We start from the raw sequence: 12,230 nt of genomic DNA on the forward strand, positions 1-12,230 counted from the left end.
TGGCGCTGCCGGCCCACCAGGCGCTCACGCGGCTCACGGGCGGCCTGCATGCGGCCGCGTGGTGCGACGCAACAGGCGCGATCCGGATGGCGTTCGAGGATGTCGGCCGCCACAACGCGCTCGACAAGCTGATCGGCTCGCTCGTGCTGTCGCGCGCCGACGCGACCGACGGCTTCGTGTTCCTGTCGAGCCGCGCGAGCTACGAGCTCGTCCGCAAGGCCGCACGGGTCGGCATCCCGCTGGTGGCGACGATCTCCGCGCCGTCGTCGCTCGCGATCGAGATCGCGAAAGCAGCCGGCTTGCGGCTCGTCAGCTTCTGCCGCGAAACCGGCCACGTCGATTACGGCACAGCCTGATCGTGATCGCGGGAGCACGCCGGCGGTTCACCGCCGGCGTGCCCTGCTCCGTCAGTCGAACTGACGGAAATCCGGCTTGCGCTTCTCGAAGAACGCGGTCATCGCCTCGCGCGCTTCCGGCGCGCGCAGCATCGCGGCGAAGTGGCCCGCTTCCTCGGCCATCCGCGCCTGCGTCGCCACGCCGCCCGTGTCCTTCAGCAGCGCCTTCGTCACCCGCAGCGATGCCGCCGGCAGCGCCGCGAGCTTCGCCGCCTGCTTCGCCGCGAACGCGTCGAGCTCGGCCGCCGGCAGCACACGGTTGACGATGCCGATCCGGTGCGCTTCCAGCGCGTCGAACGCCTCGCCGAGCAGCAGCTTCTCGGCCGCGACCTGATGGCCGGCCAGACGCGGCAGCAGCACGCTCGACGCGGCTTCCGGGCACAGCCCGAGCTGCGTGAACGGCAGCGAGAACGTCGCGGTATCGGCCGCGTAGACCAGATCGCAGTGCAGCAGCATCGTCACGCCGACGCCGATCGCCAGGCCCGGTACCGCGGCCACGATCGGCTTGCTCGCGCTGCTGATCTGTGCGAGAAACTGGAACACCGGAGCGGTGTCGTCCTTCGGCGGCGACTTCAGGAAATCCTCGAGATCGTTCCCCGCGGTGAAGTTGCCGTCGCCACCGCGCAGCAGGATCACGCGAACCGCCTTGTCTTCCTGCGCTTCGGCGAGTGCGTCGGCCATCGTCTGGTACATCGCCGCCGTCAGCGCATTCTTCTTCGCCGGGCGCGCGATCGTGATCGTCATCACGCCATCGGCGCGTTCCACTTGAATTTCGGCCACAACCGTCTCCTTTGACTTTCCTCTATCGGAATGAAAAAACGGTGCGCGAGCTCGTGGCCCGCGCACCGTCGTCGCTCTTGTCGCGCTCCGCTTACAGGCGTTCGATGATGCCCGCGGCGCCCATGCCGGTGCCGACGCACATCGTGACCATCCCGTACTTCAGGTTACGGCGACGCAGGCCGTGCACGACGGTCGCCGCGCGGATCGCGCCGGTCGCGCCGAGCGGGTGGCCGAGTGCGATCGCGCCGCCCATCGGGTTGACCTTCGACGGGTCGAGGCCGAGATCGCGCATCACCGCCAGCGATTGCGCGGCAAACGCTTCGTTCAGCTCGATCCAGTCGAGATCGTCCTGCTTCAGGCCGGCAGCCTTCAGCGCGGCCGGAATCGCTTCCTTCGGGCCGATGCCCATGATTTCCGGCGGCACGCCACGCACCGCGAAGCTCACGAAGCGCGCGAGCGGCGTCAGGTTGAATTCCTTGAGCACCTTCTCCGACACGACGAGCAGCGCGCCCGCGCCGTCCGACGTCTGCGAGCTGTTGCCGGCCGTGACCGAACCCTTGTTCGCGAACACCGTGCGCAGCTTCGCGAGGCCTTCGATCGACGTATCCGCACGCGGACCTTCGTCGAGCGCGATCTCGCGCGTCTTCACGTCGACTTCACCGGTCGCGAGGTTCGGAAAACGCTCGGTGATCGTGTACGCGGCGATCTCGTCGTTGAACTCGCCGGCCTGCTGGGCGGCAAGCGCCTTGCGGTGCGACTCGACCGAGAACGCGTCCTGGTCTTCGCGGCTCACCTTCCACTGCTCCGCGACGCGCTCGGCCGTCAGGCCCATCCCGTACGCGATGCCGAAATCTTCATTGCGATCGAAGATGTGCGGCGACATCGACGGCTTGTTGCCCATCATCGGCACCATGCTCATCGATTCGCAGCCACCCGCGAAGATCGCGTCCGATTCGCCGACGCGAATGCGGTCGGCCGCCATGGCCAGCGCCGTGATGCCCGACGCGCAGAAGCGGTTGACCGTCACGCCGCCGACCGTCTGCGGCAGGCCCGCGAGCAGCGCGCCCATCCGCGCGACGTTCAGGCCCTGCTCGGCTTCCGGAATCGCACAGCCGATGATCGCGTCTTCGATCAGCTTCGTGTCGAAGCCCGGCACCTGCGCCACCGCCGACTTGAGCGCGTGGACCAGCAGCTCGTCCGGGCGCGTGTTCTTGAAGACACCGCGCGGGGCCTTGCCGATCGGCGTGCGGCTGGCGGCGACGATGTATGCGTCTTGCAATTGTTTGCTCATTTGAGACTCCTTGCCTTATCCGCTCGCTCAGTTACGCACCGGCTTGCCGGTCTGCAACATGCCCATGATCCGTTCCTGCGTCTTCTGCGTGCCGAGCAGCTCGACGAACGCACGACGCTCCAGCGCGAGCAGCCACTGCTCGTCGACCAGGCTGCCGGCTTCGACGTCGCCGCCGCACACGGCTTCGGCGATGCGGCTCGCGATCAGGTAGTCGTGATCGCTGATGAAGCGGCCGTCACGCATGTTGACGAGCGATGCCTTGATCGTCGCGATCGCCGAACGGCCTGCGACCGGCACGTCCTTCGCGCGCAGCGGTGCGCGGTAGCCGGTTGCGGCCAGCGCGCGCGCTTCCTTCTTCGCGGTGTCGAGCAGTTCGAACACGTTGAAGATGATCGTGTCGGACGGCTTCACGTAGCCCATCGCACGGGCATCGTGCGCGGACGCCGAGACCTTCGCCATCGCCGCGTTCTCGAACGACTTCGTGACGAACTTCAGGATGTCGGTGGTCGCGTTCGCGGCCGTAGCGGCATCCGCCGCGCGCAGCGCCGCTTCCTTCAGGCCGCCGCCCGCCGGCACGAGGCCGACGCCCACTTCGACGAGACCGATGTAGCTCTCGACGTGCACGACACGCTTCGCGCTGTGCAGCATCAGCTCGCACCCGCCGCCGAGCGCGATGCCCGACACGGCTGCGACGACCGGCACGTTCGCGTACTTCACGCGCAGCATGCCTTCCTGGAACTTCTTCACGAACGGCTCGATGCCCTTCGCGCCGCCCATCATGAACGCGGGCATCGCCTCTTCGAGGTTCGCGCCGGCCGAGAACGGGCCGCCCGGCGTGCCGAGCTTCAGCGACGTCGGCTGCCAGATCACCACGCCCTTGTAGTCCTTCTCCGCGAGTTCGATTGCCTGCACGAGGCCGTCGATCACGCTCGGTCCGATCGTGTTCATCTTCGACTTGAACGACACGATCACGACGTCGTCTTCACCCGCACGGTCGTCGACCCATGCACGCACCGCGTCGGTTTCGAACAGCGTCTTGCCGTACGTCTTCGGATCGGCACCGGCTTCGCCGAGCAGCGGCGCACGGAATACCTGCTTGTCGTAGACCGCGAGGTCCGAACGCGGCACGAAACGCTTCGCAGCCGGCGCCCACGAGCCTTCGGCCGTGTGCACGCCGCCCTTCTCGGCAACCGCGCCTTCGAGCACCCACGACGGCAGCGGCACGTTTGCCAGTGCCTTGCCGGCCGCGATGTCTTCCTGCACCCACTCGGCGACCTGCTTCCAGCCGGCAGCCTGCCAGCCTTCGAACGGGCCTTCGTTCCAGCCGAAGCCCCAGCGGATCGCGAGATCGACGTCGCGCGCGTTGTCGGCGATCGATTCGAGATGCACGCCGATGTAGTGGAACACGTCGCGGAAGATCGACCACAGGAACTGCGCGTGCGGATGGTCCGTTTCACGCAGCAGCTTCAGGCGTTCCGCCGGCGGGCGCTTCAGGATGCGGCCGACGGTTTCGTCCGCCTTCGCGCCCGAATCCACGTAGGTGCCCGTCTTCGCGTCGAGCACCTTGATCGCCTTGCCTTCCTTCTTGTAGAAACCGCCGCCCGTCTTCTGGCCGAGCGCGCCCTGCTTCACCAGTTCGGCGAGCACGGCAGGCGTCTGGTAGACCGGGAAGAACGGATCGTCGGCGAGGTTGTCCTGCATCGTCTTGATCACGTGCGCCATCGTGTCGAGGCCGACCACGTCCGCGGTACGGAACGTTGCCGACTTCGCGCGGCCGAGGCGGCTGCCCGTCAGGTCGTCGACTTCGTCGAAGCGCAGGCCGAACTTCGCGGCCTCGGTAATCACCGCGAGGATCGAGAAGATGCCGACGCGGTTCGCGATGAAGTTAGGCGTGTCCTTCGCGCGCACGACACCCTTGCCGACGATGCTCGTCAGGAAGGTTTCGAGCTGGTCGAGGATCTCCGGACGCGTATGCGCGGTCGGGATCAGTTCGACGAGGTGCATGTAGCGCGGCGGGTTGAAGAAGTGCACGCCGCAGAAGCGCGACTTCAGCTCGTCCGAGAAACCTTCGGACAGCTTCGTGATCGACAGGCCCGACGTGTTGGTCGCGAAGATCGCGTTCGGTGCGATGTGCGGCGCGACCTTCTTGTACAGGTCGTGCTTCCAGTCCATCCGCTCGGCGATCGCTTCGATCACGACGTCGCACTCGGCGAGTTTCGCGATGTCGTCTTCGTAGTTCGCTGCTTCGAGGTACTTGGCGTCGTCCTTCACGCCGAACGGCGCGGGCGACAGCTTCTTCAGGTTCTCGATCGCCTTCAGCGCGATCGCGTTTTTCGGGCCTTCCTTGGCCGGCAGGTCGAACAGCAGCACCGGCACGCGCGCGTTGATGAGGTGCGCGGCGATCTGCGCGCCCATCACGCCGGCGCCCAGCACGGCGACCTTGCGAATCAGGAAATTGCTCACGGGATGTCTCCGGATAGTGTCGTGCAGCGCGGGAGGTGTGGGCTGCACGGAGAAGTGAGTACCAGGAACCGTTGCGTTCGGGCGGCGCGCATCGCGCCCCGCCCGGACTCGCATTAGAACAGCGATTCGTCGACTTCCATCATCGTCTTCGAACCGGCGCGTGCGGCGCGGATCGTCGACGCCGTCTCGGGCAGCAGGCGCGCGAAGTAGAAGCGTGCCGTCGCGAGCTTCGACTTGTAGAACGGATCGCCCGACGCTTCCTTGTCGAGTGCGAGGCGTGCCATGCGCGCCCAGAAGTACGAGAACACCAGGTGACCGACGGTACGCAGGTACGGCACGGCGGCAGCGCCGACTTCGTCCGGGTTCTGCATCGCCTTCATGCCGATTTCCATCGTCAGCTTCTGCACCTTGTCGCCGATGTCGGCGAGCGGGTTGATGAACTCGGCCATTTCCGGCTTCACGCCTTCGGCTTCCGCGAATTCCGTGACGAGCTTGCCGAACTTCTTCAGCTTCGCGCCCATGTCGCCGAGCACCTTGCGGCCCAGCAGGTCGAGCGACTGGATCGAGTTCGTGCCTTCGTAGATCATGTTGATCCGCGCGTCGCGCACGTACTGCTCCATGCCCCACTCGGAGATGAAGCCGTGGCCGCCGTAGATCTGCATCGCGTGGTTGGTCGACTCGAACGCGTTGTCGGTCAGGAACGCCTTGATGATCGGCGTGAGCAGCGCGACGAGGTCGGCCGCTTCCTTGCGCACGGCTTCGTCACCGTGCGACAGTTCCTTGTCGATCTGCAGCGCGGACCAGTACGTGAATGCGCGCGCGCCTTCGGCGTAGGCCTTCTGCGTGAGCAGCATGCGGCGCACGTCCGGGTGCACGATGATCGGGTCGGCCGGCTTGTCCGGTGCCTTCGGGCCCGTCAGCGAACGCATCTGCAGGCGTTCCTTTGCATACGTGAGCGAGTTCTGGTACGCGACTTCCGTGAGGCCGAGGCCCTGCATGCCGACGCCGAGGCGCGCGGCGTTCATCATCACGAACATCGCGTTCAAGCCCTTGTTCGGCTCGCCGACCATCCAGCCCGTCGCGCCGTCGAGGTTCATCACGCACGTCGAGTTGCCGTGGATGCCCATCTTGTGTTCGATCGAGCCGCACTTGATGCCGTTGCGCTCGCCCGGCTCGCCCGCTGCGTCGGGGATGAACTTCGGCACGATGAACAGCGAGATCCCCTTGGTACCCTGCGGCGCTTCCGGCAGGCGCGCGAGCACGAGGTGGACGATGTTCTTCGACATGTCGTGCTCGCCGCTCGAGATGAAGATCTTCGTGCCGCTGATCGAGTACGAGCCGTCGCCGTTGGGTTCGGCCTTGGTGCGCAGGATGCCGAGGTCGGTGCCGCAGTGCGGCTCGGTCAGGCACATCGTGCCCGTCCATTCGCCCGTCACGAGCTTCGGCAGGTAGCGTTGCTGCAGTTCCGGCGCACCGTGTGCGTGCAGGCACTCGTAAGCGCCGTGCGACAGGCCCGGATACATCGTCCAGGCCTGGTTCGCCGAGTTCAGCATTTCGTAGAGCGCGTTGTTCACGAACGCGGGCAGGCCCTGGCCGCCGTAGTCCGGATCGCAGCCGAGTGCCGGCCAGCCGGCCTCGACGTACTGCTGGTAGGCTTCCTTGAAGCCGGTCGGGGTCTTCACGACGCCGTCGCCTTCATACGTGCAGCCTTCGCGATCGCCGACCTGGTTCAGCGGGAACAGTACCTCGGAGCAGAACTTGCCCGCTTCCTCGAGGACCTGGTTGATCGTGTCGGCGTCGAGGTCCGCATGCTTGGGCATTTGCTTGACTTCGGCTTCGACGTTCAGAAGCTCGTGCAACACGAATTGCATGTCGCGCAGCGGCGCGGCGTACTGTCCCATGACTCTCTCCAAAGGTGGGCAAAACGGCTCGAGCTCCTGGCGGGCGGGTCACGCGCCGCTAACGGCTCTCGCTCTGATACGAAACAATCGTCTTTTCCAGCGCGGCCCACGTCAGGCGCACGGCGTCCGGCGAATGCAGGAAGCGTGCATCGTGATGCAGGCCGAGCGTGAAGCTGTACAACTCGAAGAGCATCAGGTCCGGATCCGTATCCGCACGCAGATGGCCTTCTTCCTTCGCCTGCGAAATGGCACGCAGCATCGCGGCACGCCAGGCCGTCACGCTTGCGATCAACTGCTCGCGCACGGGGCTGTCAGGCCGGTCGTCGTACTCGACGGCACCGCTGATGTAGATGCATCCGGTCGTCACCTCCTGGATGCGCTTCTCCGTCCAGCGGGCCAGCATCGCCCGAAGGCGCGGCAAGCCTCGCGGCTCGCGCAGGCTCGGAAAGAACACCTCGTTTTCGAAACGATGGTGATACTCGCGGACGACCTCGACCTGCAGGTCCTCACGCGATCCGAAGTGCGCGAACACACCGCTCTTGCTCATCTGCATGCGCTCGGCCAGCAGGCCGATCGTCAGCCCCTCCAGCCCATCACGGCTGGCGAGGTCCAAAGCAGCTTCAAGTATCGCGGCACGCGTCTGTTCGCCTTTTCGCATAGCTATTTCTGTAACCGTTCGGGGGTTCGAATAAAATCGAACGGCCGTACTATTATTGAGTGCGGCCGCTCGCGAAACAAGGAAATTATTAGAAACCGGTGTCTAACCGAGCCGCTATTTTGCGCGATTCCGGCGGGACCGGAGCGGCTTTTCCGCACGAACGTGCGGACAGATTTTTTGAAGCGAACGCTTAGTCTTCGTCAGTCGTAACCACCGACCGTCAGCGCCTTCATCACGAGGCGATATGCCGTATAGGCGAGCCAGTTCAGCATGCGCTCGATGCGCGGGCGCGCGGCGAATCGAGCAGGGTCGATTTCCCGACCGTCGGCGAATGCGGCCGCGATCGCGTCGCGCAGTTCGTTCGTGACAGCATCGTAGCGCACCAGCACGACATTCGCCTCATTGTTCAACATCAGGCTCAGCGCGTCCAGATTCGACGAGCCGACCGTCGCCCAGTTGTCGTCGATCACGGCCACCTTGCCGTGCAGCATCGTCTTGTCGTATTCGGCCACGCGCACGCCCGCGCGCAGCAGCGCGTGATAGAGGAACGGCACGGCCGTATCAAGCGCCGCGAATTCCTTGCGGCCGATCAGGATCCGCACGTCGACGCCGCGTCGCGCTGCGCCCGTCAGCGCCCGGCGCAGCTTGCGGCCCGGCATGAAGTACGGATTGGCGAGCAGGATCCGCTGGCGCGCCTGGCCGATCGCCGCGAGATACGCCTTCTCGATCGCGCGGCGGTTCACGACATTGTCGCGTGCGACGAACGCGACGCTCGGCTCCGTCACGACCCGCAGTGCACCGGCCTTGATCCACCGGTGGCTGCGCATCCAGCGCCGGAACATGTCGGGGAATGCTTCGCCGCCATGCAGCCCGGCTGCATATTGCGCATACGGTTTGTGGCCGAACATGATCCGGTGCCACTGCAGTTCGAACGCGGCGCGCACGTCGGACACCGCGGGCCCCGCCATCTCGACCGCGAAATCCCAGCGCGGAAACAGCAGCGTCGCGCCGCCCTGTGCATAGTCGTCGATGATGTTGATGCCACCGCAGAACGCGACGGCATGATCGATCACCGCGAGCTTGCGATGCGTGCGCGAAAAGCCGAAGCGGCCGAACAGGAAACGGTTGTAGATGCAGTGCTCGACGCCGGCTGCCACCCATGTGTCGAACAACGGCAGGCGTGCGGTGCCGATGCCGTCGGTGATCACGCGCACGCGCACGCCGCGCTGCGCCGCGCGGATCAGCGCGTCCGACACCGGCCGGCCGGCCGCGTCGTCGCAGAAGATGTAGGTTTCGAGCATCACCTGCTCGCGGGCGGCATCGATCCGCTCGATCAATGCCCGGAAGAATGCGCCGCCGCCTTCGCACAGCCGCACGGTATTGCCCGACGTGAAGGCAAGCCGCGACGCGGAACCGCGTTCCTGCAGGAACATTTGCCGCAATTGCGCGAAGCGCTTGCGGGCTTCCGCCGTCATGCGGACGAACCGTGCGGCGCGCGCGAGAGTGCCACGCGTGCGGGCAGTTGCAGGATCGCTTCGGCGTTCGACGGCGAGAAGCAGCGCGCGGCCGCCTCGCGGAACGGCAGCCACGCATGGTCGACATGCTCGCGCGGCGACAGCGTCACGTCGACGCGATACGGCACGCACAGGCCGAACCAGTGCTCGGTGTTGCGCGTGACGCCCGGTGCATAGCGGTGCAGGTATTGCGGATAGATCGTGTATTCGATCCGGTGGCGCCAGTCGACTAGCGCGCTGGCCGGCACGTCCGGCGTGCCGATCGCGATGCCGGTTTCCTCGGCCACTTCGCGCGCGGCGGTGACCGCGAGCGGTTCGTCGAGCGCGTCTTTCGAGCCGGTCACCGATTGCCAGAAATCGGGCTGGTCGGCACGCTTGATCACGAGCACATCGAGGTCGGGCGTGTAGATCACGACAAGAACGGATTCGGGGATTTTCGGCGGCTTCGTCATCGTTGTTTCATGCAGCTCGGGGCCGCGCGCCGGGCATGTGCTCCGAACGGGCGGCAAGTGCTGCGACTGTACCGCAAAAAACGAAAAAGGCGCATCGCTGCGCCTTTTTCATGTGCGCCGTGTGCGCGCGAACGCACACACGACCGGATACGAAGCGCGTTACGCCTTCGGTTGCTCCGGCTGACGCAGACGGATGTGCAGTTCGCGCAGCTGACGCTCGTCGACCGGGCTCGGCGCTTGCGTGAGCAGATCCTGCGCACGTTGCGTCTTCGGGAATGCGATCACGTCGCGGATCGAATCGGCGCCGGCCATCATCGTGACGATGCGGTCGAGGCCGAATGCGATACCGCCGTGCGGCGGCGCGCCGTACTGCAGCGCGTCCAGCAGGAAGCCGAACTTCAGTTGCGCTTCTTCCGCACCGATCTTCAGCGCGCGGAACACCTTGCTCTGCACTTCCTCGCGGTGGATACGCACCGAGCCGCCGCCGATTTCCCAGCCGTTCAGCACCATGTCGTACGCCTTCGCGAGGCAACGGCCCGGGTCGGTCTCGAGGTACTCGAGGTGCTCGTCCTTCGGGCTCGTGAACGGGTGGTGCGCAGCAACGTAGCGCGCATCTTCGTCGTCGTATTCGAACATCGGGAAGTCGACGACCCACAGCGGCTTCCAGCCGGCATGGACGAAGCCGTTCGCCTTGCCGAATTCCGAATGGCCGATCTTCAGGCGCAGTGCGCCGAGGCTGTCGTTGACGACCTTCGCACGGTCGGCCGCGAAGAAGATGATGTCGCCGTCTTCAGCGCCGGTGCGCTCGAGGATCGCCGCGATCGATGCGTCGTGCAGGTTCTTGACGATCGGGCTCTGCAGGCCGTCACGGCCCTTCGCCTTCTCGTTGACCTTGATCCATGCAAGGCCCTTCGCGCCGTAGATGCGCACGAATTCCGTGTAGCCGTCGATGTCGCCGCGCGACAGCTCGCTGCCCTTCGGCACGCGCAGTGCCGCGACACGGCCGTCCTTCGCGTTGGCCGGCGTGCTGAACACCTTGAAGTCGACGTCCTTCATCGCGTCGGTCAGCTCGGTGAATTCGAGCTGCACACGCAGGTCCGGCTTGTCCGAACCGAAACGCGCCATCGCTTCCGAGTACGGCATCACCGGGAAGGTCGCGTCGAGTTCGACGTCGATCGTCGTCTTGAAGATGTGACGGATCATGTCTTCGAACAGGTCACGGATTTCCTGCTCGCCGAGGAACGACGTTTCGCAGTCGATCTGCGTGAATTCCGGCTGACGGTCGGCACGGAGGTCTTCGTCGCGGAAGCACTTGGTGATCTGGTAGTAACGGTCGAAGTTCGCGACCATCAGCAGCTGCTTGAACAGCTGCGGCGACTGCGGCAGCGCGAAGAACTGGCCCGCGTTCGTGCGCGACGGCACGAGGTAGTCACGCGCGCCTTCCGGCGTGCTCTTCGTCAGCATCGGCGTTTCGATGTCGATGAAGCCCTGCTCGTCGAGGTACTTGCGCGCTTCGATCGCGACGCGGTAGCGCAGGCGCAGGTTGTGCTGCATCTGCGGACGGCGCAGGTCGAGCACGCGGTGCGTGAGGCGCGTCGTTTCCGACAGGTTGTCGTCGTCGAGCTGGAACGGCGGCGTGACCGACGCGTTCAGCACGATCAGTTCGTGGCACAGCACTTCGATCTTGCCGCTCTTCAGGCCGGCGTTGACCGTGCCTTCCGGACGGTTGCGCACGAGGCCCTTGATCTGCACGCAGAACTCGTTGCGCACGCCTTCGGCGGTCGCGAACATTTCCGCGCGATCCGGGTCGCACACCACCTGCACGAGGCCTTCACGATCGCGCAGGTCGATGAAGATCACACCGCCGTGATCGCGGCGGCGCTGCACCCAGCCGCACAGCGACACGGTTTGGCCCAGCAGGTGTTCGGTCACGAGACCGCAGTATTCAGTACGCATCGACATGATGTTTGCTTTCGTTCGGTTTGATCAACGGGCGCCGCAACGCGCGGCCCGGGCGATGATTCTTTACTTACAGCGGCGGCTCGACGGGGCGGCGTGCGGGCGCCGGAGCCGGCGCCGGGGGCGCCACCACGCCCATCGAGACGATGTACTTGAGCGCGGCATCGACCGACATGTCGAGTTCGATGACTTCGCTCTTCGGCAGCATCAGGAAGAAGCCCGACGTCGGGTTCGGCGTCGTCGGGATATAGACGCTCACGTATTCTTCCGTCAGATGATTGAGCACGTCGCCGCCCGGCGTGCCGGTCAGAAACGCGATCGTATACGAGCCGCGACGCGGGTATTCGATCAGCAGCGCCTTGCGGAACGCGTTGCCGCTGCTCGACAGCAGCGTGTCCGACACCTGCTTGACGCTCGTGTAGATCGGCCCGACGACCGGGATGTGACGCACCACGGCGTTCCACCACGTGACGAGCTTCTGGCCGATGAAGTTCTGCGTGGCCAGCCCGACGACGAAGATGAACGCGAGCGTCAGCACCGCGCCGATCCCCGGCAGATGGAAGCCGAGCATCCGCTCGGGCTGCCACGATTCCGGCAGCAGGAGCAATGTCTGGTCCATCGTGCCGATGATGAGACCGAGCACCCACAGCGTGATCGCGAGCGGGACGAGAACCAGCAGGCCGGTCAGAAACACCGATTTCAGGGTCGTCTTTTTCATCATCTGCCGTCAATGAACCGCGCCGGCGGCGCGGGTTGGTCGCAGCCCGGCCGGGCCGCGACGGTCAACTGCTGGCGGCGGGCGCTGCAGCCGGGGCGG

Annotated in this window: 10 protein-coding genes; 1 reads left to right on the forward strand and 9 read right to left on the reverse strand. The window is 65.5% G+C overall.

Annotation, left to right across the window (positions count from 1 at the left end; all coding sequences use genetic code 11):
• The coding region (locus tag G3N99_RS24625; protein WP_206123691.1) for a formate dehydrogenase accessory sulfurtransferase FdhD at positions 1–356 on the forward strand (356 nt) is incomplete at its 5' end.
• Between the two features lie 51 nt (positions 357–407).
• Here the strand turns inward: G3N99_RS24625 and G3N99_RS24630 are convergent.
• The 9 genes from G3N99_RS24630 to G3N99_RS24670 form a co-directional block, all read right to left on the reverse strand.
• Positions 408–1,175 carry an enoyl-CoA hydratase gene (locus G3N99_RS24630; RefSeq protein ID WP_206123692.1) on the reverse strand — a complete coding sequence of 256 codons (768 nt, stop codon included), beginning with the start codon at positions 1,173–1,175 and terminating at the stop codon, positions 408–410.
• A 91-nt stretch (positions 1,176–1,266) separates the two neighbouring features.
• Positions 1,267–2,466 carry an acetyl-CoA C-acyltransferase gene (locus tag G3N99_RS24635; protein WP_011353151.1) on the reverse strand — a complete coding sequence of 400 codons (1,200 nt, stop codon included), beginning with the start codon at positions 2,464–2,466 and terminating at the stop codon, positions 1,267–1,269.
• Positions 2,467–2,493: 27 nt separating this feature from the next.
• Positions 2,494–4,929, reverse strand: a complete 2,436-nt coding sequence (locus G3N99_RS24640) for a 3-hydroxyacyl-CoA dehydrogenase/enoyl-CoA hydratase family protein (RefSeq protein ID WP_046544448.1) — start codon at positions 4,927–4,929, stop codon at positions 2,494–2,496.
• 113 nt (positions 4,930–5,042) lie between these two features.
• Positions 5,043–6,830 (reverse strand): acyl-CoA dehydrogenase C-terminal domain-containing protein, encoded by a 1,788-nt coding sequence (locus tag G3N99_RS24645; RefSeq protein WP_174940223.1) that lies wholly within the window; start codon positions 6,828–6,830, stop codon positions 5,043–5,045.
• Positions 6,831–6,888: 58 nt separating this feature from the next.
• Complete coding sequence (locus G3N99_RS24650) at positions 6,889–7,488, reverse strand: TetR/AcrR family transcriptional regulator (RefSeq protein ID WP_006751498.1); 600 nt, start codon at positions 7,486–7,488, stop codon at positions 6,889–6,891.
• Between the two features lie 200 nt (positions 7,489–7,688).
• Complete coding sequence (clsB, locus tag G3N99_RS24655) at positions 7,689–8,963, reverse strand: cardiolipin synthase ClsB (RefSeq protein ID WP_206123693.1); 1,275 nt, start codon at positions 8,961–8,963, stop codon at positions 7,689–7,691.
• Entirely contained in the window at positions 8,960–9,454 is a 495-nt protein-coding gene (gene nudB / locus G3N99_RS24660) for a dihydroneopterin triphosphate diphosphatase (protein ID WP_175970852.1), read from the reverse strand. The genes clsB and nudB overlap by 4 nt, the downstream gene beginning before the upstream one ends.
• Before the next feature lie 159 nt (positions 9,455–9,613).
• Complete coding sequence (aspS, locus tag G3N99_RS24665; protein ID WP_206123694.1) at positions 9,614–11,416, reverse strand: aspartate--tRNA ligase; 1,803 nt, start codon at positions 11,414–11,416, stop codon at positions 9,614–9,616.
• A gap of 67 nt (positions 11,417–11,483) precedes the next feature.
• Positions 11,484–12,134, reverse strand: coding sequence for a DUF502 domain-containing protein (locus G3N99_RS24670; RefSeq protein ID WP_069248829.1), 651 nt, complete (start codon positions 12,132–12,134; stop codon positions 11,484–11,486).
• Between the last annotated feature and the right edge of the window lie 96 nt (positions 12,135–12,230).

The organism is Burkholderia sp. Ac-20392, assembly GCF_017104585.1.
Taxonomy (GTDB): domain Bacteria; phylum Pseudomonadota; class Gammaproteobacteria; order Burkholderiales; family Burkholderiaceae; genus Burkholderia; species Burkholderia lata.

Bases quoted from the DNA above. Each gene is read 5' to 3' on its own strand.
- clsB (WP_206123693.1), bottom strand. From the start codon at position 8,963: ATGACGGCGGAAGCCCGCAAGCGCTTCGCGCAATTGCGGCAAATGTTC.
- G3N99_RS24670 (WP_069248829.1), bottom strand. From the start codon at position 12,134: ATGATGAAAAAGACGACCCTGAAATCGGTGTTTCTGACCGGCCTGCTG.
- G3N99_RS24635 (WP_011353151.1), bottom strand. From the start codon at position 2,466: ATGAGCAAACAATTGCAAGACGCATACATCGTCGCCGCCAGCCGCACG.
- G3N99_RS24650 (WP_006751498.1), bottom strand. From the start codon at position 7,488: ATGCGAAAAGGCGAACAGACGCGTGCCGCGATACTTGAAGCTGCTTTG.
- nudB (WP_175970852.1), bottom strand. From the start codon at position 9,454: ATGACGAAGCCGCCGAAAATCCCCGAATCCGTTCTTGTCGTGATCTAC.
- G3N99_RS24645 (WP_174940223.1), bottom strand. From the start codon at position 6,830: ATGGGACAGTACGCCGCGCCGCTGCGCGACATGCAATTCGTGTTGCAC.
- aspS (WP_206123694.1), bottom strand. From the start codon at position 11,416: ATGTCGATGCGTACTGAATACTGCGGTCTCGTGACCGAACACCTGCTG.